This is a genomic window from Amycolatopsis magusensis (assembly GCF_017875555.1).
GTDB classification, from domain to species: Bacteria; Actinomycetota; Actinomycetes; order Mycobacteriales; family Pseudonocardiaceae; genus Amycolatopsis; species Amycolatopsis magusensis.
Genome location: NZ_JAGGMS010000001.1, coordinates 7,696,117 through 7,715,631 on the forward strand (window position 1 = coordinate 7,696,117; position 19,515 = coordinate 7,715,631).

Consider the following 19,515-nt stretch of genomic DNA (forward strand, 5'->3'; position numbering starts at 1 on the left):
AGCGGTTCCGGGATGGACACCGTGGGCGGGACCGAGTGCCGCCCACGGTGTCCAGCCGGTCAGTGGCCCGGCGTGTTCACCTCGCTGATCATTTCCTGCACCGAGGCACGAAGCCCGGGCAGCGGCACCTCGGCGGCCGTCTGTGCCACCTGGACAGCCGGGGTACGGACCGGGCCGGGCACGGGGTGCACCTCGGTCTCGCCCGGGAGCGGGATCCCGGGGCAGGTGGTGGTGCCCGGCCGCGAATTGTGCAGCAGGAACACGTTGACCATGCCGTCGACGCACGGGTTGCCGTCGAAGGCGTACTGGCCGTGGAAGGGACTGTCGTCCACCGAGACCAGGCTCAGTCCGGGGGCCGCCCGCACCGCTGCCTTGGCCTGCTCGTACCCGGTCTGCGGGTCGAATTCGCCCTGCACCACCAGCACGCGGTCCGCGACCTCCGCAGGCAGTGCGGGCAGTTCCTGGCGCGGCTCGTCGGACCAGAACGAACAGGGCTCGCTCAACCCGTAGAGCCAGCCGTAGAGCGGGTATTGCGGGCCCTGCTGGTCGCTGAGCCGCCGGTACCACGACTCCGAGCGGGTCACCTGGTCACCGCAGGCCACCGCGTAACGGGTCGCCGGGTACTGCCGGTAGTCCGCCGGATCGTCGGCGAGCGTCTTGGCGACCACCGCCGGGGTCAGCTCGGCCAGCGGCACCGCGAACCGCTCGCGGGACAGCTCGTCCAGCGCGGGCGCCAGTTCCGAGCCGCGCAGCGCGGCGGCGGGGTCTTCGCCATCCGCTCCGCCCACCCCGAGCACGAAGATCCCCGCGCCGAGGACCCAGCGCAGCTCCGACCCCATGCCGGTGAAGATCGAGTCGTAGTTGTCCGGGCTTGCCCCCAAGGTCGCGAAGAACGCGCGACCCCGTTCCCAGTTCGCCGCGGCCTCTTCGACCGTGGCCCCGACCTCTTCGGGGAACTGGCGGGTCATCCACGGCAGGAACACGTCTTCGAACAGCCGCTGGTTGATCGGCGGCCAGGCTTCGAAGGCGGCCTGGAGCCTGCCCTGGAAGTTCGTGCTGGAGTCCAGCACCAGCTTGCCGGCGCTGTGCGGAAACAGCGCCGCGTACTTGGCACCGAGCCAGGTCCCGTAGGAGTAGCCCACGTAGTTCAGCGTGGACTCGCCGAGCAGGAGGCGGATCAGCTCCATGTCGTGGGCGGTCTGCCAGGTGGTGAGGAACGGCGCGAGCGCCTCGCTCTGGCACGCCTCGGCGACCGCGCGCGGCTGCTTGAGGTGTTCGGCGATGCTGTCCGCCGAGCGGTCCCGGGCGTCGAGGTTGGTACGCGGGGACAACCGGTCCAGCGGCACTTCGCAGGTTTCGGGCGCGAAACCGCCTTCCTGGCCCGTCCCGCGCGGATCCATGCCGATCAGGGCGTAGCGCTCGTGCAGTTGCGGCTGGACCGCGGCCAGTGAGCCGGGCAGCGAAGTGCCCTGACCGCCGGGGCCACCGGGGTTGATCAGCAGCGAGCCGAGGTGCTCACCGCTCGCGGCGACCCGGCTGACGGACACCTGCAGGGTCCGTCCGTTGCCGGGCGCGGCCCAGTCACGGGGCACGGTGACCAGCGCGCACTCGGCGGGGACCGCCTCCGGTTCCGGGGTGAAGGCGCACGGCCCCCACGACAGTTGCTGGCCGGTGAACCCGGCGAACGGATCGGGCGTGGCGACGGCGGGTGCGGCGGTCGCGGTGAGCACGAGCGCCGCGGTGGCGGCGAACACCGCGGCGACGGGAGGTCTGCGCACAGCGGTCCTTTCCTGACTGGGGATTCGGGAAGGGCCCATCCCAGCAGGACGCACACCGCGACGTCCACGGCGAGTAGTACTTTCGGCCAGGGTCCGGACAGCGCCTAGGTGGTCCGGACCACCACGGTCCGCGCCACCAGGTCACCGACGCGCTGGCGCCGCCGGGTCACCGCGATGCTGACCGCCGCCACCAGTCCGAGCAGCAGCCCGTCCACGGTGAACAGGAGCCAGCGGACGAGGTAGTCACGGGCCCTCGGCGCCCCGCCGCGAAGGGTTTCCACCCGCAGTCCCATGACCAGCATCCCCGGGGTCACCCCGCCGCGGCGCAGCGGCACCCACACCTGGTTCAGCAGGTCGGCGGCGAAGGTGAGCAGGGCGAAGGCCACCACCGGAACCCAGATGATCGCCACGGGCGGCACCACCCCCCACTTCACCAGTGGTACGACCACGAGCCCGGCCAGCAACCCGCTGAGGCACCCGGCGCCGATCGCGAGCGACCAGTCCACCAGGTGCTGAGCCGCCCGGCGGGCGACCATCTCCAGGGGGCCGGGCGAGGTCGCGGCCCGGGTGCTGAGCGGTGCGGCTGCCGTCATGGCGACAACCGTGGCACGAGCCGGATCCCGCGGGTGCGGTGGCCCCGCGACCGTGCCGCTCAGGCTTGGGGTGCGGAGGTCCGCCGGACCGCGAAGGCGGTCCCGGCCAGCGCCATCGCCAGGCACAGCCAGGCGAACCAGTCGCCCCACTCGCTGTAGAACGTGGGGCCGACGCCGCCGGGCACGTCCGCGATCGCCACGGCGAACGGCTTACCGCCGGTGGTGTCCTCGGCGAGCACCCTGCCCCACCCGTCGCTGATCATGGTCCTGCCGTCGGTGGCGGCCCAGGCCATCGCCATGCCGTTCTCCACGCCGCGCAACACGGCGGTCCTGCTGTGCTGCCAGCCGTCGACGTCTTCGTCGTCGCCGGGGACGGCCACCAGGCCCGTGCCGGCCAGCGCGTACTCCCGGCTCGGCGAGGGGAAGTTGACGTCCCCGCAGTTCTGCAGGCCCACGCCGCCGGGCAGCTGCGCCAGCTCGTCGCCCGACAGCGTGTTCGGGGAAACGCCCACGTGCCACTTGCGGTACACCGCGGGCGGACCGCCGTCGGCCGGGACGCCCAGCACGGCGTTGTACTTGCTCCCCTGCGCCGACCGCACGAGCGCGCCGACCGCGACATCGGCACCCTTGGCCTCGGCGGCCTGCCGGAACGGCCCCAGCAATGCTTCGGTGTTCGCCTCGTCGACCATGAACACCGCCTCCGGCAACACCACCAGCCCGACCCCGTCGGGCAGCGCGGCTATCTGGTCCACATAGGACCGCTGGAGCTCCGCTCCGGCGGGGTCGGTGCTCTCGGTCGCCCACTTGTTGGCGGTCTGGGCGATGGCCGCGACACGCCACCGGGCCTCCGTCGAGTCCGGCTGCCGCAGCACTCCGTAACCCAGTGCGGCCACCAGTACCAGCGCCGCCGCGAGGCCGGTGCGCAGCCGTGCCGCGGTGGCGATCCCGGGGGCGAGCACGGCCGCGACCGCGGCGGGCACCAGCAGGACCAGGAACTCCACGCCCCACCACCCGGTCACGGCGGCGGTCTGGAGCAGGACCGGCAGGTCGCCCTGGGTGGTGGCCAGCGTGCCCATGACGCCCACCGGGCTGGCCAGCGACATCAGGTACAGCCCGCCGACCCACACCGCCGGCGCGGCACACGCCGCCGGCAGCGGACGGTGCCGCACCATCATCGCCCGGAACAGGCCGACGGCGAGCATCAGCAGCAGGGAGAGGCAGAGGATGAGCACGGGCACCATCAGCAGTGGCACCGAGTCCGAACCGAGGAAGTACGCCCAGCTGTTACCGGTGCCCGCCAGTGCGGCGGTGAACGCGACGGCCAGCGTCACCCGGGCGCTGACGCGCGGCGCCAGCCACAGCAGCGGCAGTGGCGCCAGCCACGTCAGCGCGGGAATCGGGGCCGGCCCGGTGCCCAGGTAGAGCAGCACCGCCGAACACACCAACGCACCCACCGCCACGAGCACGCCCTGCCGTCGTCCGACCTCCGTCGCCATGCCAGTCCCCCCGGTCCTGAGATTCCCCTGACTCAGGACGAGCCTGCCGACCCGACGGCGACCGCGCACTGGAGCCGGCCACCGGACCCGCACTGGGGCAGGCCCCACCGAAGAAGCGATTTCGTCATCGTCCTCTCGTAATCTCGGCCGCATGGGGAGCTTCGATCCACTGGACGACGACTACCGCCACGAGTTCCGGGTGTCGAGGGGGCGGGCGGTGACGGTCGGGCTGGCCAACCTGGCCGTGGCCGCGTTCGTGACAGCCGCCTTCCTTCGGTCGCCACCGGCATCCGGCTCTCACGGCTGCCGGGCAGCTGGACCATCCCGTGGCCGGAAGTCCGTGACATCACCGAGAAGCCGGGCCAGTTGATGACCCGCGGCGGCACCGAGATGCGGGTCGCGGTGGTCGAGGACAGCCACGGGTACCGGTATGTGCTGCCGCAATTGCACAATGACAACGTGGGGATCTTCGACGCCGAGCTGCACATGGTGCGGCAGATCTGGCTGCACCGGCGCGGGGAGAACTGGGTCGACCGGCCGGTGCCGCCGCGTGCCGTCGGCAAGGCCGCGGAGGCCGCGCTCGCCGTGTTCTTCGGCGTGGGCGGTGCCTTCGCCGCGGTGGGCGTCACCTTCCTGGTGCTACCGCCCCTCGATGACAACGCTCAGAGGATGGTCAGCCTGCTCGCCCTCGTCTTCGGTGGCTGGGTTGGCTCCGCCGTCACGCGCCACCTCGTCGACCGCCGGAACCACCGCACCCCGGTGCGTTCACGTCCCGTGGGCAAGCGAGCCCGGCGAGCGGCTCCGCGTTCAGCGGGGTGACTCGGCCAGCGGTCTCAGCCGACCCGGGGCACACCCCAAGCCTCGGCCACCCGGTCCGGGGTCAGGACCGAGCGCGGCGGTCCTTCGGCGACGAGGTGACCGTTCCGCAGCAGCAGGCAGTGGTCCGCCTGGTCGGCGACGGCGAGGTCGTGCGTGACGCGCATGATCGTCACGCCCTCGCTACGCACGGCGTCCAGTGCTTCGTCGATCAGGGTCCGGGCACGTAGATCCAGTCCGGCCGCGGGTTCGTCCAGCAGCAGCAGGCCGGACTGCTGGGCCAGCCCTTGCGCCACCAGCGCCCGCTGCCGCTGACCGCCGGAGAGGGCGCCCAGGCGCCGGTCGGCGATCGACGTGATGTCCAGTCGTTCCAGGCACTCGTCGATCACCGCCTTGTCCTTTGTGGATAGACGACGCCACGGCCCGCGGTGGGCCCAGCGGCCCATGGCGACCGTGGCACGCACGGTGATCGGCAGCGCACCGGACACCTCGCTGTGCTGGGTCACATAAGCCGGACGGCAGGGGTTCGTCACCGAGCCCGCGGTCGGCGCCAGCACCCCGGCGATCACGTTGAGCAGCGACGACTTCCCCGCGCCGTTCGCCCCGACGACCGCGGTGAGCCGGGCACCCGGCACCACCGCGGTGAGCCCGTGCAGCACCTTCCGTGGTCCGTAGCTCGCATGCACGTCACGCACTGTGACCTCGTTCATTCGACTCCACCCATGGTAATGACAATCGTTTCCACTATAGTGTCCGCTGTGGACTGGTTGGTCATCCCCTTCGAGGTGTCGTTCGTGCAGCGCGCGCTGGTCGCCGGTGTGCTCGTGTCGGCGGTGTGCGCGCTGGTGGGCACCTGGGTGGTGCTGCGGGGCATGGCCTTCATCGGCGACGCGATGTCGCACGGCATGCTGCCCGGGGTCGCGCTCGCCTCGCTGGCCGGGGTGAACCCGCTGCTCGGCGCCGCGCTCAGCGCGGGCGCGATGGCGCTCGGGGTCACCGCGTTGAGCCGGTCCCGGCGGTTGTCCCAGGACACCACCATCGGGCTCCTGTTCGCCGGCATGCTCGCGACCGGCGTGATCATCGTGTCGCATTCGCAGTCGTTCGCCGTCGACCTCACCGGGTTCCTCTTCGGCGACGTGCTCGCGGTCGGTTCCGGTGACCTGGCAGGCCTCGCGATCACGCTGGCCGTCGTGGCGGTGGTCTCGCTGCTGGGCTACCGCTCGTTCACCGCACTCACCTTCGACGCCAGGAAGGCGCACACGCTGGGGCTGCGGCCCGGGGTGGCGAACGCGCTGCTGCTCATGCTGGTGACGCTGACCATCGTCGCGTCGTTCCGCGTGGTCGGCACACTCCTGGTGTTCGGCCTGCTCGTCGCGCCCGCCGCGGCGGCCACGTTCTGGGCGCGGCGGATCACCACGATCATGCTGCTGGCCGCGCTGCTCGGCTGCCTCGCCACCCTCGCCGGCCTGGTCGTTTCGTGGCACTGGGGCACCGCCGCGGGCGCGACCATCGCGGCTGCCTCCGTCCTGTTGTTCTTCGTCTCCGCGCTGCTTTCCGCCGTGCGGCGGCGATTCCTGCCCACCACAACGGAAATCGAGCACTCATGAGGAAACTCGGCATCCCCGGCCTGCTCGCGGCCGTGGTGCTGCTGGCCACCGCCTGCGGCACCGGAGAACCACCCGCGCAGGCCCCGCACGGCTACGTCGAAGGCGCGGAGGAGACCGCCGAGGCGCAGTCGCGGCTGGTGGTGGCGGACGCCGGAACCGGCGCCGTGCGCGTGGTGGACCTGATCACCGAGCAGGTCCACCCGGCCGGGCGCGTCGACGGCGTGCGGGACCTCACCGGTGACGGGCGCTTCGGCTATCTGACCGGCGGGGACGGTTCGGTGCACGTGGTGGACAGCGGGTCCTGGATGGTCGACCACGGCGACCACGTGCACTACTACCGCACGTCGGTCCGCGAACTGGGTGTGGTCCCTGGCAAGCAACTGCTGGCCGCGTACAGCGACCCCGTGGTGACCGCACTGTCCTTTGCGGACGGTTCGGCGAAGCTGCTCGATCGGGCGCAGTCGGACAAGGGCTCGATCGTCGAACTCGGGGCGATACCGCAGTCCGGCATCGCGGTTCCCTACGAGGAACACGTGCTGGTCGGGAGTCCCGGCGGGGTGCGGGTCCACGACCGGCAGGGCGGGCCGGTTTCGGCGATCGAGCAGCCGTGCCCGGAGGTCCGGGGGCAGGCGGTCACCCGGCGCGGCGTCGTTTTCGGTTGCGCGGACGGAGCTCTGCTGGTCACCGGGAAGGACGGGGTGTTCACCGGGGAGAAGATCCCGTATCCGCGCGAGGTCGGGGCGCAGGAGCGGGCCACCCGGTTCACCCATCGGCCGAGCAGCACCACGCTGGCGGCGACGGCGGGGCCGGACGCGGTGTGGTCGCTGGACGTCAGCCGCCGGACGTGGAGCCACGTCGAGACCGGTCCGGTCGCCGCAGTGAACGCGGTGGGCGAAGGTGCACCGTTGCTCGTGCTGACTCGCGACGGGATCCTGCACGCCTTCGACGCGGCCACCGGCAAGGAGCAGGCGCAGACCCCGTTGTTACCGGCCGACGCGGCAGGCGGCACGCCGTCGATCCACGTCGACACCACTCGCGCGTATGTCAACAACCCCGCGTCCGGAGAGGTCTACGAGATCGACTACAACGACAACCTCCGCCGCGCCAGGACGCTGACCGTCGAAGGCCAGGCCAGCTTCCTCGTGGAGACCGGCCGATGAGGCGGCTCGCGCTGATCGTCGCGGGGTTGCTGGTCGCCGCGGGGTGCACGGCGGCGGGTGAAGGCCGTGCCTCGGTGGTGGTGACCACGAACATCCTCGGCGACATCACCCGCACCATCGTCGGTGACCAGGCCGAGGTGACCGTCCTGATGAAACCGAACGCCGATCCGCACTCCTTCGGCATCTCCGCCCAGCAAGCCGCCGAGGTCGAGCGCGCCGGATTGATCGTCTACAACGGACTCGGCCTGGAAGAAGGCATGCTGCGCAACGTTTCCGCGGCCGAAGAGAGCGGGGTGCCCACCTTGGCGGTGGGGGAACGGGTGAACCCGATCAGCTACGCCGCCGGGCGCCCGGATCCGCACTTCTGGACCGACCCCGGCCGGGTGCGCGACGCGGTGTCGTTGATCGCCGAGCAGATCACCGCGCAGGTACCCGGGGTGGACGCGGCGGCGATCCGGGCCAACGCCGACCGGTACCGCGGTGAAATCGACTCGCTCGACACCACGATGAGCACGCGGTTCGCGGAAATCCCGCCGGAGCGCCGGAAACTGGTCACCAACCACCACGTGTTCGGCTACCTCGCCCAGCGGTTCGGTTTCGAGGTCATCGGTGCCGTCATCCCGGGTGGCACCACGCTCGCCTCGCCCAGCGCGGCCGACCTCAAGTCGCTGGCCGACGCCGTTCGTGCGGCCGGTGTCCCGGCGATCTTCGCCGATTCCTCGCAGCCGGACCGCCTCGCACGCGTGCTGGCCGACCAGGCCGGGCTGCACGTGGTGGTCACGCCGTTGTTCTCCGAATCGCTGAGCGAACCGGGCCAGGGCGCGGCCACCTACCTGGAAATGATGCGCGCCAACATCGAGTCGATCGCCACCAGCCTGAACCGCCCCTGAGCACCCGGGCACAACCGAAAGGCACGAAAGAAAATGGCAACATCCCTGTTCACCCGGCGGCGACCCGCCGGGTACACCGCACTCACCGCGGTGAGCGCGCTGGTGCTGACGGCCTGCGGTTCCGAGCCGTCCCCGCAAGCCCAGCCGACCCCGCAAGCCCAGCAGAGCGCCACCGTCGCCGAGCCCGTCGCCGTCACCTACGACGGCGGGATCTACCTGCTCGACGGGAAAACCCTCCAGGTGGCCAAGGACATCCCGCTGGACGGCTTCAACCGCCTCAACGCCGCCGGGGACGACCGGCACCTGATGGTCTCGACTTCCACCGGGTTCCGCGTGCTCGACGCCGCCGGTGCCGTGCTGACCGGCACCGAGGTGGCGGCGCCGAAGCCGGGGCACGTCGTCCGGCACGCCGGCAAGACGGTGCTCTTCGCCGACGGCACCGGCGAAGTGACCGTGTTCGACCCGAAGACGCTCGGCACCGGGCCACTGCCCGCGCCGCAGTACAAAACCCCGGAAGCGCACCACGGTGTCGCGGTCGAACTCGCCAACGGCGAACTGGTCACCACCATCGGCAACGAGGACGAACGGCCCGGCATCGCGGTACTGGACAAGGACCGCAAGGAGATCGCGCGCAACGACCAGTGCCCCGGCGTGCACGGGGAGGCGGCCGCGCGCGGCGAAGCCGTGGTGATCGGCTGCGAAACCGGTGCGCTGATCTACCGGAACGGCACCATCACGAAGGTCACCAGCCCCGACCCGTACGGGCGGATCGGCAACCAGGCCGGTTCGGACGTCTCACCGATCACGCTCGGCGACTACAAGGTCGACGAAGCCGCCGAACTCGAGCGGCCGACCCGGATCTCGCTGATCGACACCGAGAACGCCACGCTCCGGCACGTCGACCTCGGCACCAGCTACACCTTCCGCTCGCTGGCGCGCGGCCCGCAGGGTGAAGCGCTGGTGCTGGGCACCGACGGTCACATTCACGTGATCGACCCGGTGAGCGGTTCGGTGGTGCGCAAGATCGCGGTGCTCGGCTCCTGGCAGGAACCGCTGGAGTGGCAGCAGCCGCGGCCCGCGATCTTCGTCCGGGGCGGGACCGCCTACGTCACCGACCCTGGCAAGAAGGAGATCCACGCGGTGGATCTCGCGTCCGGGACCAAAACGGCGACCGGCTCGCTGCCCGGCGTGCCGAACGAACTCAGCGGCGTGCTCGCCCACTGAGCCCGGACCGGGAGGAGATCGGTGCGCTCCACCGATCTCCTCCCGGTCCGCCTTCGTCGATCCGTTCAGCTCGGCCCGTCCAGCTGCCATCATCGGAACGGAACCGGACGAAGGAGTTCGCATGGCTATGTTGATCAATCGTCGCGCCGCGTTGGCCGCAGGCGCGGGGGCGGCCGCCGGCTTGGCGTTGCCCGGCCTCGCCCACGCCGACAGCCTTCACCAGCCGAGCGTGGGTTTCGTCCTGAACGCGGTGACGCTCGACGGCGGCGAGCAGGTCACCGCGGTCACCCTCGACACGTCCCGGCTCGGGCCGATCGACCCGGCCGGCCTGACGACCGGCACGTTCAGCGTGTACGCCAAGGCCACTTTCCCGATCTCCGGCGACCCCGCGTACGAGCTGGACCGGCCGGTGACCGCCGCCCGGCTCGACCGCCGCGGGAACATCGTGCTCACGCTGAGCCACGCCGAGGGGCAGCCCGGCGGCGCCACCCTCGGCTACGTCGGGAGCAAGGGCCGCAACTTCCGGCTCGATCTGGTCTACACCATCACCCAGAACGCCCCGATCACCCTGCGCCACGGCCGTCCGGTCACCATCAAGCGCTTCGTGCAGGGCCAGTTGGCCAACCCCGAGGTCGACGCCTTCAGCCACCACGTCTCCGGGTCGGGCATGAAGTACCGGCTCTACTCACCGACCCGGCACGGCAAGCGGCCCCTGATCGTCTGGCTGCACGGCGGCGGTGAAGGCGCTTCCCTGCCGGACAACTACTACGACAACGAAACCACGCTGCGCGCCAACCGCGGCGCGCTCGGCTTCGCCACCCGGGAAGCCCAGCAGATCTTCAAGGGGGCCTACGTCGTCGCCCCGCAGAGCACCTCCGCCTGGATGCAGGACGGTCCCCGCTTCGCCCCGCTCATCCACGAGATCGTCCGCGATGTCGTCCGCGGGCACTCCGTCGATCCCGACCGGATCTATGTGGCCGGGTGCAGCAACGGCGGCTACATGAGCATGAAGATGACGACGGTCTACCCCACCACGTTCGCCGCGTCCGTGCCGATCTGCGGCGTCGTCACCTCCCTGAGCGGCGGCCCGACACTGCTCCCCGACGCCGAACTGGCCGCCATCAGCACCCCCACCTGGCTGGTCACCTCCCTCGACGACACCACGGTGGACCCGGAGGCCAACACCGTCCACGCACACGACCTCATCCCCGGCTCGTCGATGACCCTCTACGACAACGTCGTCTGGAACGGCCACCAGTTCCCCGGCCACTGGTCGTGGATCTACGTGGCTCGCAACGACCCCAGCATCGACGGCACCCACGTCTGGCAGTGGATGGCCCAGCAACAACGCTGATCCGGGGTCGTCGGGTGCTGTTCCGGGGATATGGCGCGGATCCGGCGGGCTGGGGATCGGGGCGGGGGCGCGGTGTCACGAATGTGGCTTTCGGGGCGTATTCGGCCCCCAAAGCCACATTCGTGACACCGGCTACCCGGTGAAGACGACGGTCACCGCTCGGGGCGGTCCCCGCGGTGGCCGAGCGCGCGGAGGATCAGGACCGCGTCCTCGTCGAGGTCAGCCGGGGTGGTGCCGCCACCGGCCGCTGATCCGCCGAACGCGGCTCGGGCGAGCACGAGCCCTTCGAGGAGGCGGGCCGCCGCGTCGGCGGTGACGTCCTCGTCGACCTCTCCCCGCTCGGCCGCGCGATCGAGCATCGCGGCCAGGTGCTCGCGCATCGGCGCGATGACCCCGGAGCGGATCATCTCCGCCAGTTCCGCGTCGTGCGCGGCCTCGCCCAGGAGCGCGACGAGCACGGCTCCCGGTTTACCGGACGCCGGAAGTTGTTTCCTGTTCAGCAGTTCGCGGATGTCGCCGTGGAGGGAGCCGGTGTCGACGCGGTCCTTCTCCGCTTCGGCCAACTGCTCGGCGGCCGCCAGGATGAGGTCGCGTTTGGTCTGCCAGCGGCGGTACAGGGTGGCCGTGGAGACCCCGGCTCGACGGGCGACCCCCGCGGTCGTCAGGCGCGCGTAACCGGACTCGGCCAGCTCGTCGAGCACGGCCTCGATCATGGCCGGGGTCAGCCTGGCGTCCACGGGACGGCCCGGCGGCCGCGACGGCTCACCGGTCGATTTCCTGCTCACCACGCCGCCACCCTACCCGAATAGATACGAAGTCACTCAGTTTCGTATCGTGCTAGCGTGATGCCACCCCCTTCGAGAGGTGTGCACATGAACGTCATCGTCATCACCGGCGCGAGCGACGGCATCGGCGCCGCCGCGAGCGAACTCCTCTCCAGCGACGACACGCGGCTGATCCTGACCGGCCGAAGCCCCGTCAAGACGAAGGCGGTCGCGGAACGGGTCGGCGCCGAGTACCACGTCGCCGACTTCGAGCGCCTCGACGAGGTGCGCGATCTCGCCACCGCCCTCCTCGACTCCTGCGACAGGATCGACGTGCTGGCCAACAACGCGGGTGGCCTCTTCTCCGGCCCGACCCGCACGGTGGACGGTTTCGAGAAGACCTTCCAGGTCAACCACCTGGCCCCCTACCTGCTCACCAACCTGCTGATCGACCGCCTGCTGCCCAGCCGGGCGACGGTGGTCAACACCTCCAGCGTCGGGGCGCGGCTCAACGGGCGCATCGATCTCGAAGACCTGAACGGCTGGAAGAAGTTCACCGTGAACCGGGCGTACGGCACCGCCAAACTGGCGAACATCCTGTTCACCAAGGGTCTTCACCAGAGGTTCCACGCGCACGGGCTGTCCTCGGTCGCGTTCCACCCGGGACCGATCGCGTCGAACTTCGCCTCCGACACCACCAGCTACCTGCGCTGGGTCTACCGCGGCCCCCTGAAGCGACTCCTCACCAGCCCCGAACGCGGCGGCGAAAACCTGGCGCACTTCGCGACAGCAGCCACCGACGCGCCCTGGGTCTCCGGCGAGTACTACAACGAGCGGCGCAAGATCGCGCGCACCAACAAGCAGGCGTACGACGCCGAGATGGTCGCGCGTCACTGGGACCTCAGCGCGCAGATGCTCGGCGTCCAATGGCCCCACGAAACGGCATAGGGGCCGCGCCAGCTTTCCTCGGCGACCTCCGGCCGCACATGATGGCGGCATGATCTCGTTCGACGAACTGGTCGCCGCGCACCGGGCGGAGCTGTACGTGCACTGCTACCGGATGCTCGGCTCCGCGCAGGACGCGGAGGACGCGGTGCAGGAAGCGCTGCTCGCCGCGTGGCGTGGGCTGGCCGGTTTCCAGGGGCGCAGCTCACTGCGGACCTGGCTCTACCGCGTGACCACGAACGCCTGCCTGCGCCTGTCCACGCAACGCCGGTTGCTCAGCTCCGACCACGGCCCGCCGTTCACGCAGACCGCCGAGCTCGGCGAGCCGGTCACCGGGCCGGTGTGGGTGGAGCCGTGCCCGGAAGCGGTCTACCTGCGGCGGGAAAGCGTCGAGCTGGCGTTCGTCGCCGCGCTGCAGCACCTGCCGGGGAACCAGCGCGCCGTGCTCATCCTGCGGGACGTGCTCGGCTTCAGCGCCGCCGAAGTGGCCGGGATGCTGGACACCAGCACGGCTTCGGTGAACAGCGCCATGCAGCGCGCGAAGGCGACCGTCCGGCAACGCGTCCCGGCACGCTCGCAGCAGGACGAACTGGCCGCGCTCGGCGAGGACGGTGTCCGCGAACTGGTCGACGCGCTGGTCACCGCGTGGGAGAAGGCCGACGTCGAGGGCCTGCTCGACCTGCTCACCGAGGACGTCCGGTTCACCATGCCGCCGCTGCCCGCGTGGTTCGACGGCCGCGACGACGTGCGGAAGTTCCTGGTGGACCGCCTGTTCGCCACGCCGTGGCGGCTGCTGCCGGTGACCGCGAACGCCCAGCCCGCACTGGCCTGCTACCAGAACGCCGGGGCGGGCTTCCAGCTCGGCGGGATCGCCGTGCCGCACCTGCGTGGCGGCCGGATCTGCTGGCTCGCCACCTTCGTCGACCCCGAGGTGGTGGCCCACTTCCCCGTGCCGCGCGAATTCCCTGCCGGAGACCGATGAATCCGGCGGGCTCGCTGTCTCTACCCGGGTGACGGTCTCGATCCGGGAGGACACCATGCGCAAGCTCATCGTCACCAACCTCGTCTCGCTCGACGGGTTCGTCGCCGGTCCGGGCGGTGACCCGACCCCGCTGCCGATGGGCGGGTTCTTCGACGAGTACAACCACGAACGCCAGCGGTCCGCGGAAGCACTGGTGCTCGGGCGCACCACCTACCAGATGCTCAGGAGCTACTGGCCCGCGATCGCCGAGGACCCCTCGCGCAGCCCGGACGTGCTGGCGAACCCGGCCTCCGCGCCGATGCACCAGGACATCGCCCGCCGCAACGAGCGGCTGCGGAAAATCGTCGTGTCCGACACGCTCACCGAACAGGACACCACCCCGTGGACGGCCACCACGACGATCGTGGCACGGTCGGCGGCCCGGGAGGCAGTGGCCGCGTTGAAGGCGGAAGGCGGCGGGGACGTCGTGGTCTTCGGCAGCCGCACGGTGTGGAACCCCCTGCTCACCGCCGGACTGGTCGACGAGGTGCACCTGATGGTCGGCCCGGTGGCGCTGGGAGCGGGCGTGCCCGCCTTCGACGCCGGTACCCCGCCGCTGCGCCTGCTGGACACCCGGCGCCGGGACGGCTCGGACAACGTGGTGCTGTGCTACGAAGTGCCGCGGGGACGCCCTCAATGAGCGGGTGCTGACACACAGACCATGGTGGTGTCCTCGATGGCTTCGACGACCCCGGGCGTCTGCTCCGGAACGTGCACGAACTCGCCCGCGTGCACCGTCACGGCATCGTCCTGAGCACCCACCCGCAGCACTCCGCTGAGCACCACCCAGACCTCCGCGTAGGAGGCCGGGAGGTCGGCATGCGCCCCCGCGGCGAGGAACGACGTGTAGGCGCTCATCGACCCACCGGCCTCCTTGCCGAGGGCGGGCGCGATGAGGATCCGGTCGCCGAAGCGGACGGCGTCCTCACCGATCACCGAGCTGAATACGCGGGCCCGCGGGGGCGTGACAACCATGCCGGACTTCTCCTCGGGTAGTGGTCAAGCGTCGAACTCGGTCGCGGCGACGGCATGCACGGGCGGAGCCTGAATGCCGAGTTCCCGGGCGATGGCCGGTATGTCCGGGTCCGCGAGGAAGTTGTCGTAGTCTTCCGCGTCCCAATCGAAAACCGACCACACCCGGTGCCCGTCGTCGGGATCGAAGTAGACCCGGGCGCCCCGGCAGCCGTGCTCCCGGCGCTTCCGCGCGCCGACGGTCTCGAAGACCTCCAGGAACCGGCCTGGGTCGGCGACCCTCGCGATGGTGACGATCACTGCCCACTCCCCCGCGTCGAGGATTTCCACCAGCCGATCAGCACCGTAGAACCTCCACCCGGATCGAGGTCAAGTGCGGGAAGCCTGCTTGACCTTCAGGTTGGTCGAAGCCTGACGATGGGCGGGTGGACAGCCCAAACTTGATGTCGATCGGCGCTTTCGCGCAGCGGACCGCCCTGACGCCCAGTGCACTGAGGTTCTACGGCGATGCCGGCCTGCTCCCGCCGGAATCGGTCGACCCGGTCAGCGGATACCGGTACTACAGCGACGCCCAGATCGACCGGGCCGTGCGGTTGCGGCAGCTTCGTGAGCTCGGGATGCCGCTCCCCCGGGTCAACGAGGTGCTCGACGCCGATCCGGTGGAGGCAGCCAGGCTGATCGACGAGCGGATCACCGACATCGGCAACGAAAGCCGTTACGCTCAAGGGATAGCCGCCGAATTGAAGGCCGCCTTGAGCACGGGCGCCGGGACTCGGCTGGGCGTCCTTTCCGGACCGGCGCTGGCCGACGCGATCGACCGGGTACTGGCCGCCACCGTCCAGGAGGCGGCCGTGCCCGTGCTGAACGCCGTGTACCTCGAAGTCTCCCCTGGCTCAGCGACCCTCACGGCTACGGATCGATACCGCCTGACCACCCGTACGCTCGCCCTGCCCGAGGAGTCGGCGAGCGAGCCTTGGGCCGCGACTCTGTCCGGCGATGACCTCCGGGCCACGGTGGCCCAAATCCGCCGCAGCGCCCGGATCGTGCTCCATGCGCTGCCAGGGGCACTCGAAATCGAGCTGGGCAACGGGGTGTCCCACCGGGTGGCCATCCTTGCGCTGGAGTTCCCCGACTACCGGCTGATGCTCGACTCCCTGGCGGCGGTGACTCATCGCGTCACCGCCGCCAGGCAGCAGTTGATCTCCATCTTCGACCAGCTCACGACCGACTCCGTCGAGCTTCGTCTCAGCGACGCGAACAGCGTCGAGTTGCGCACCCCGGACGCTCCCGCACGCGACCTCCCGGCCCGGGTGGACGGCGGGGACCTGACGATCCGGTTCCAGCTCACCACGCTCTACCCGGCCATCCTCCAGGCGGTCGGCCCGGACGTGATGCTCGATCTCCGCGGCCCCGACCAGCCCGCCACCGTGCGCTCCGCCGACAACGGCGCGCTGAGCACCCTCGTCATGCCCATCGCCGCACCCGGGAACCGCCCATGAGCGGCACCACGGACACGCTGATGGCCGCCATCGGGCAGGCGGTCACGCGAGGGCGTGAGGGTGACCCCGACGGCGCCCGCGACGAACTGCTGACCATCTGGGAAAGCATCGCCGGGAGCTCCGATTCCTTCCACCAGTGCGTGCTCGCCCACTACCTCGCGGACCTCTACGGCCCGGCCGAGGCGATCGTCTGGGACGAACGAGCGCTCGAAGCCGCCGATCGAGCCGGGGAAGCCGCACCTCAGGTGGCCGGTTTCTACCCGTCGCTGCACCTCAACCTCGCCGACAATTACCGACGTCTCGGCTCGTTCGACACCGCGACAGTGCACGTGTCGAAAGCCAGCGAGTTGGTCTCATCCCTGCCCGGCGGGCCGTACGCCGATCAGCTGGTGCAGTGGATCGAACAGGTCGCCGAGCTCATCACCCGGCGATCGACCGAACCGCTCACGCCCACCGGCGACGGTGTCAAGGAGTGACCCGGAAGCGCAACGGCCGTGCATACGCGCAGAACACGACGCCGGTCCGTTCCTCCGCTTCCTGCAGCGTACCGATGGCAGCGGCGGAAAGGTCCGCGGTGACCAGCATCCGGCACAACTGCTTCGCGCCCGGCCGGGGCACGGAAACCCGGTAGGTCATGACATGCGCGCCGAATTCCCGTTCGAGCCGCTCCCGGATTCGCGCCACCCCACCGGCAGGCACCACGAACTCGTCCAGATCCAGCCCCCGGGGATCGATCTGCCGCAACCACGGGATCGCCGCGACCAGTTCAGTCCACATGCGACCCGAGTGTGCCCTCCGGCGTACCCGTCACGACAGGTACTCCACTCAGGCCGGGCCTACCGCACGTCGTGTGCCGAAGTCGAGCCGCAGGAATCACGGATGACCAGCTGCGTCGGCAGGATCACCGGGCCCTCGCGGTCGGCGCCGGTGATCATGGCCATGACCGCCTTGGCCGCGGCCACCCCGAACCCCGGCTTGTCCTGCGCCACGGTGGTCAGTGCCGGATCGACCACGGACGCGATCTCGATGTCGTCGAAACCGACCAGCGCCAGGTCTTCCGGAACGCGCAGCCCCTCGGCCCTGGCGGCGAGCAACGCGCCGACCGCCATCTCGTCGCTGGCCGCGAACACGGCCGTGGGCGGCTCGTCCAGCGCGAGGAGCCGTCGCATCGCGGCGGTTCCGCTGGCCCGGTAGAAGTCCCCGGTCACCAGGTAGTCCTCACGCAGCGGGAGACCGGCTTCCCGGATCGCCTTGCGGTAACCGGAGATCCGCGCCTCGGCGGGCTGGTTGCCCGGCGGGCCGGTGATCGTGGCGATCCGTGAGTGGCCGAGTCCGGCGAGGTGCCGGACGGCCGATCCCGCGCCGGCGGCGTTGTCCGACATCACGTACGTGGCGTTCGGACCGTCCACGGCGACGTCGACCGCGACACACGGGAGCCCCGACTGCGCGAAGGCTTCGAACGCCTCCGCGTCGGACCCGCTGTCGATCAGCACCAGCCCGCCGAGGTGGTGGCGGCGCGCGAGGTTCACGTAGCCGACCGGATCGGCCAGCGACGCGCCGACCGCACGGGAATCGCCACTGGTGGCCAGCATCAGCAAGTGGTACCCGTGCGCGCTGAGCGCGGATTTCAACCCGATCAGCAGATCCTGCAGATACGGGTGCCGCCAGCCCGGCCTGCGGTGGTCGGTGTCCCAGACCAGGCCGATCATCGTCGATTGTTTCGTCGACAGCGCCCGCGCGGATTCGTTGGGCCGGTAACCCAGTTCCCCGGCCACCCGGAGCACCCGTTCCCTGGTCTCCTCGTTGACCGTTTCCGGCTGGTTGAACACCCGCGACACCGTGGCCACGGACACGCCGCACAACTCGGCGATCTCGCGCCCGGTCGCCATCGCCACCCCTATCCACCGTAAGCGGTTACATCACCCTAGGCAGGCGCACTTTCCCCCGTCAAGCCCGTGGATCGTCCCGGCACGTTACCGTGTTGTTACTTGACGGATCTCGGTCGGCACCGCTGTCATGGACGCCACACATCCCGGGCCGGCCGGCGTGGGAGCCACCATCGGCTTCCCGCTCAGCGCCCGAGGTCGCGTTTCCTCTTCAAGCGCGCAACAAAACAAACGGAGGCCTTCGATGCGCTCCAAAACAATGGCGATCGTCTGCGCCGCGCTGATGGCCGGTGCGGTGATCAGCGGGTGCGGCAGTGAATCCGGATCCGGTGGCAAGACGAAACTCACCATCGGCCTGTTCGGCAATTTCGGCTACACCGAACTGCTCAAGGAGTACGCGAGCACCCACCCGGACATCGAGATCCAGGACCGCACCGCCTCCTACTCCGACCACCACAAGAACCTCGCGGCCCACCTGGCCACCAACAACGGCGCCGCGGACATCGAGGCGGTCGACACCGGCTACGTCGCCCAGTTCAAGGCCACCTCGGACAAGTTCGTCGACCTGAACACCAAGGGCGGCGACCAGCTCAAGGACCGCTGGCTGCCGTGGAAGTGGGCTGCCTCGCTGAGCAAGGAGGGCCAGCAGATCGGCTACGGCACCGACGTCGGCGGCCTGGCCATCTGCTACCGCCGCGACCTGCTGGAAGCCGCCGGTCTCCCCTCGGAACGCACGGAGGTCGCCGCGCTGTGGCCGACCTGGCCGGACTTCATGGCCGCGGGCAAGCAGTTCCAGGCCAACGCCCCCGAGGGCGTGAAGTGGTTCGACGGTGGCCCGACCGTGCTCAACGCCATCGTCGGCCAGGCCGCGACCGGCTACTACGACCAGTCCGACCGGATCACCGTGGGCAGCAACCCGGAGCTCAAGCAGGGCTGGGACCTCGTGGCGGACGCCGTCAACTCCGGCCTGTCGGCGAAGCTGCTCTACTCGACACCGGTCTGGAACACGGGGTTCAAGCAGGGCCAGTTCGCCACCGTCACCTGCCCGGCCTGGCAGATGGCCAAGATCAAGGACCAGGCACCGGACACCGCGGGCAAGTGGGACGTCACCTCGGTGCCCGGCGGGGGCGGCAACTGGGGTGGTTCGTACCTCACGATTCCCAAGCAGGGCAAGAACGTCGACAAGGCCGTCGAACTGGCGGCGTGGCTGACCGCGCCCGAGCAGCAGGCCAAGGTGTTCGCCAGCGCCGGGCTGCTGCCGTCGACGCCCAAGTTGTACGAGGACCCGGCCGTGGTGGGCCTGCAGAACCCGTTCTTCAACAACGCCCCCGTCGGCAAGCTGTTCACCGACGCGGCCAAGCAACTCCAGCCCCAGTACCAGGGCCCGAAGGCCGGTGACGTGCAGACCGCCATCGGCAACGCGATGCAGCGGGTCGAGCAGGGCAAGCAGAGCGGCGACGACTCGTGGAACCAGTTCGTCGGTGATGTCCAGAACCTCTCGAGCTGACCC

The 19,515-nt window shown here is 70.3% G+C and carries 21 protein-coding genes; 12 read left to right on the plus strand and 9 right to left on the minus strand.

What is annotated here, in order from left to right; translation table 11 throughout:
- Positions 1 to 59: 59 nt before the first annotated feature.
- From JOM49_RS34270 to JOM49_RS34280, 3 genes are all read right to left on the minus strand, one after another.
- Positions 60 to 1,778 (minus strand): alpha/beta hydrolase, encoded by a 1,719-nt coding sequence (locus JOM49_RS34270; RefSeq protein WP_308158965.1) that lies wholly within the window; start codon positions 1,776 to 1,778, stop codon positions 60 to 62.
- Positions 1,779 to 1,882: 104 nt separating this feature from the next.
- A complete protein-coding gene (locus JOM49_RS34275; RefSeq protein WP_245369567.1) occupies positions 1,883 to 2,371 on the minus strand; it encodes an RDD family protein in 489 nt (162 codons plus the stop codon).
- A gap of 59 nt (positions 2,372 to 2,430) precedes the next feature.
- Positions 2,431 to 3,867 (minus strand): nitrilase-related carbon-nitrogen hydrolase, encoded by a 1,437-nt coding sequence (locus JOM49_RS34280; protein ID WP_209668298.1) that lies wholly within the window; start codon positions 3,865 to 3,867, stop codon positions 2,431 to 2,433.
- A gap of 369 nt (positions 3,868 to 4,236) precedes the next feature.
- Here JOM49_RS34280 and JOM49_RS34285 point away from each other — a divergent pair, with 369 nt between their 5' ends.
- Positions 4,237 to 4,686: a hypothetical protein gene (locus tag JOM49_RS34285; protein WP_209668299.1), complete on the plus strand. Its 450-nt coding sequence runs from the start codon at positions 4,237 to 4,239 to the stop codon at positions 4,684 to 4,686.
- A gap of 14 nt (positions 4,687 to 4,700) precedes the next feature.
- Here JOM49_RS34285 and aztA read toward each other — a convergent pair whose 3' ends face one another.
- A complete protein-coding gene (aztA, locus tag JOM49_RS34290; protein ID WP_209668300.1) occupies positions 4,701 to 5,393 on the minus strand; it encodes a zinc ABC transporter ATP-binding protein AztA in 693 nt (230 codons plus the stop codon).
- Positions 5,394 to 5,441: 48 nt separating this feature from the next.
- Between aztA and aztB the strand changes: the two genes are divergently transcribed.
- The 5 genes from aztB (at position 5,442) to JOM49_RS34315 (ending at position 10,918) form a co-directional block, all read left to right on the plus strand.
- Positions 5,442 to 6,290: a zinc ABC transporter permease AztB gene (aztB, locus tag JOM49_RS34295; RefSeq protein WP_209668301.1), complete on the plus strand. Its 849-nt coding sequence runs from the start codon at positions 5,442 to 5,444 to the stop codon at positions 6,288 to 6,290.
- On the plus strand, positions 6,287 to 7,450 hold the full coding sequence (locus JOM49_RS34300) for a hypothetical protein (RefSeq protein ID WP_209668302.1): 1,164 nt from the start codon (positions 6,287 to 6,289) through the stop codon (positions 7,448 to 7,450). The genes aztB and JOM49_RS34300 overlap by 4 nt, the downstream gene beginning before the upstream one ends.
- Positions 7,447 to 8,340: a zinc ABC transporter substrate-binding protein AztC gene (gene aztC, locus JOM49_RS34305; RefSeq protein WP_209668303.1), complete on the plus strand. Its 894-nt coding sequence runs from the start codon at positions 7,447 to 7,449 to the stop codon at positions 8,338 to 8,340. Before JOM49_RS34300 ends, aztC begins: the two co-directional genes overlap by 4 nt.
- Before the next feature lie 33 nt (positions 8,341 to 8,373).
- The gene (gene aztD / locus JOM49_RS34310) at positions 8,374 to 9,564 is read left to right on the plus strand and encodes a zinc metallochaperone AztD (protein WP_209668304.1); all 1,191 of its coding nucleotides are present in this window, start codon (positions 8,374 to 8,376) and stop codon (positions 9,562 to 9,564) included.
- Positions 9,565 to 9,685: 121 nt separating this feature from the next.
- A complete protein-coding gene (locus JOM49_RS34315; protein ID WP_209668305.1) occupies positions 9,686 to 10,918 on the plus strand; it encodes a prolyl oligopeptidase family serine peptidase in 1,233 nt (410 codons plus the stop codon).
- Between the two features lie 152 nt (positions 10,919 to 11,070).
- Here the strand turns inward: JOM49_RS34315 and JOM49_RS34320 are convergent, their stop codons facing one another.
- Positions 11,071 to 11,703, minus strand: coding sequence for a TetR/AcrR family transcriptional regulator (locus tag JOM49_RS34320; RefSeq protein ID WP_209668306.1), 633 nt, complete (start codon positions 11,701 to 11,703; stop codon positions 11,071 to 11,073).
- 87 nt (positions 11,704 to 11,790) lie between these two features.
- On the opposite strand from JOM49_RS34320, the gene JOM49_RS34325 reads away from it, so the two are divergent.
- The 3 genes from JOM49_RS34325 to JOM49_RS34335 are packed head-to-tail and all read left to right on the plus strand — an operon-like array spanning position 11,791 to position 14,288.
- The gene (locus tag JOM49_RS34325) at positions 11,791 to 12,630 is read left to right on the plus strand and encodes an SDR family NAD(P)-dependent oxidoreductase (RefSeq protein ID WP_209668307.1); all 840 of its coding nucleotides are present in this window, start codon (positions 11,791 to 11,793) and stop codon (positions 12,628 to 12,630) included.
- A gap of 49 nt (positions 12,631 to 12,679) precedes the next feature.
- Complete coding sequence (locus JOM49_RS34330; protein WP_209668308.1) at positions 12,680 to 13,609, plus strand: RNA polymerase subunit sigma-70; 930 nt, start codon at positions 12,680 to 12,682, stop codon at positions 13,607 to 13,609.
- Positions 13,610 to 13,637: 28 nt separating this feature from the next.
- The gene (locus JOM49_RS34335) at positions 13,638 to 14,288 is read left to right on the plus strand and encodes a dihydrofolate reductase family protein (RefSeq protein WP_209668309.1); all 651 of its coding nucleotides are present in this window, start codon (positions 13,638 to 13,640) and stop codon (positions 14,286 to 14,288) included.
- Here the strand turns inward: JOM49_RS34335 and JOM49_RS34340 are convergent.
- Together JOM49_RS34340 and JOM49_RS34345 are read right to left on the minus strand one after the other, a co-directional pair.
- A complete protein-coding gene (locus JOM49_RS34340) occupies positions 14,282 to 14,623 on the minus strand; it encodes a cupin domain-containing protein (protein ID WP_209668310.1) in 342 nt (113 codons plus the stop codon). The two genes, JOM49_RS34335 and JOM49_RS34340, sit on opposite strands and share 7 nt — an antisense overlap.
- 24 nt (positions 14,624 to 14,647) lie before the next feature.
- Complete coding sequence (locus JOM49_RS34345) at positions 14,648 to 14,950, minus strand: antibiotic biosynthesis monooxygenase family protein (RefSeq protein ID WP_308158966.1); 303 nt, start codon at positions 14,948 to 14,950, stop codon at positions 14,648 to 14,650.
- Between the two features lie 95 nt (positions 14,951 to 15,045).
- On the opposite strand from JOM49_RS34345, the gene JOM49_RS34350 reads away from it, so the two are divergent.
- Both JOM49_RS34350 and JOM49_RS34355 read left to right on the plus strand, forming a co-directional pair.
- The gene (locus tag JOM49_RS34350) at positions 15,046 to 16,119 is read left to right on the plus strand and encodes a DNA polymerase III subunit beta family protein (protein ID WP_209668311.1); all 1,074 of its coding nucleotides are present in this window, start codon (positions 15,046 to 15,048) and stop codon (positions 16,117 to 16,119) included.
- A complete protein-coding gene (locus JOM49_RS34355; protein WP_209668312.1) occupies positions 16,116 to 16,595 on the plus strand; it encodes a hypothetical protein in 480 nt (159 codons plus the stop codon). Before JOM49_RS34350 ends, JOM49_RS34355 begins: the two co-directional genes overlap by 4 nt.
- Here JOM49_RS34355 and JOM49_RS34360 read toward each other — a convergent pair.
- A complete protein-coding gene (locus tag JOM49_RS34360; RefSeq protein WP_209668313.1) occupies positions 16,585 to 16,896 on the minus strand; it encodes a hypothetical protein in 312 nt (103 codons plus the stop codon). The two genes, JOM49_RS34355 and JOM49_RS34360, sit on opposite strands and share 11 nt — an antisense overlap.
- Before the next feature lie 59 nt (positions 16,897 to 16,955).
- Positions 16,956 to 18,008, minus strand: a complete 1,053-nt coding sequence (locus JOM49_RS34365) for a LacI family DNA-binding transcriptional regulator (RefSeq protein WP_245371332.1) — start codon at positions 18,006 to 18,008, stop codon at positions 16,956 to 16,958.
- 241 nt (positions 18,009 to 18,249) lie between these two features.
- Here JOM49_RS34365 and JOM49_RS34370 point away from each other — a divergent pair, with 241 nt between their 5' ends.
- Positions 18,250 to 19,512: an ABC transporter substrate-binding protein gene (locus JOM49_RS34370; RefSeq protein WP_209668314.1), complete on the plus strand. Its 1,263-nt coding sequence runs from the start codon at positions 18,250 to 18,252 to the stop codon at positions 19,510 to 19,512.
- Positions 19,513 to 19,515 lie beyond the last annotated feature (3 nt).

Coding starts and splice junctions, on each gene's coding strand:
- JOM49_RS34275 (WP_245369567.1), bottom strand. CDS start 2,371: ATGACGGCAGCCGCACCGCTCAGCACCCGGGCCGCGACCTCGCCCGGC.
- JOM49_RS34280 (WP_209668298.1), bottom strand. CDS start 3,867: ATGGCGACGGAGGTCGGACGACGGCAGGGCGTGCTCGTGGCGGTGGGT.
- JOM49_RS34285 (WP_209668299.1), top strand. CDS start 4,237: ATGACCCGCGGCGGCACCGAGATGCGGGTCGCGGTGGTCGAGGACAGC.
- aztA (WP_209668300.1), bottom strand. CDS start 5,393: ATGAACGAGGTCACAGTGCGTGACGTGCATGCGAGCTACGGACCACGG.
- JOM49_RS34300 (WP_209668302.1), top strand. CDS start 6,287: ATGAGGAAACTCGGCATCCCCGGCCTGCTCGCGGCCGTGGTGCTGCTG.
- aztC (WP_209668303.1), top strand. CDS start 7,447: ATGAGGCGGCTCGCGCTGATCGTCGCGGGGTTGCTGGTCGCCGCGGGG.
- aztD (WP_209668304.1), top strand. CDS start 8,374: ATGGCAACATCCCTGTTCACCCGGCGGCGACCCGCCGGGTACACCGCA.
- JOM49_RS34315 (WP_209668305.1), top strand. CDS start 9,686: ATGGCTATGTTGATCAATCGTCGCGCCGCGTTGGCCGCAGGCGCGGGG.
- JOM49_RS34325 (WP_209668307.1), top strand. CDS start 11,791: ATGAACGTCATCGTCATCACCGGCGCGAGCGACGGCATCGGCGCCGCC.
- JOM49_RS34330 (WP_209668308.1), top strand. CDS start 12,680: ATGATCTCGTTCGACGAACTGGTCGCCGCGCACCGGGCGGAGCTGTAC.
- JOM49_RS34340 (WP_209668310.1), bottom strand. CDS start 14,623: ATGGTTGTCACGCCCCCGCGGGCCCGCGTATTCAGCTCGGTGATCGGT.
- JOM49_RS34355 (WP_209668312.1), top strand. CDS start 16,116: ATGAGCGGCACCACGGACACGCTGATGGCCGCCATCGGGCAGGCGGTC.
- JOM49_RS34360 (WP_209668313.1), bottom strand. CDS start 16,896: ATGTGGACTGAACTGGTCGCGGCGATCCCGTGGTTGCGGCAGATCGAT.
- JOM49_RS34365 (WP_245371332.1), bottom strand. CDS start 18,008: ATGGCGACCGGGCGCGAGATCGCCGAGTTGTGCGGCGTGTCCGTGGCC.
- JOM49_RS34370 (WP_209668314.1), top strand. CDS start 18,250: ATGCGCTCCAAAACAATGGCGATCGTCTGCGCCGCGCTGATGGCCGGT.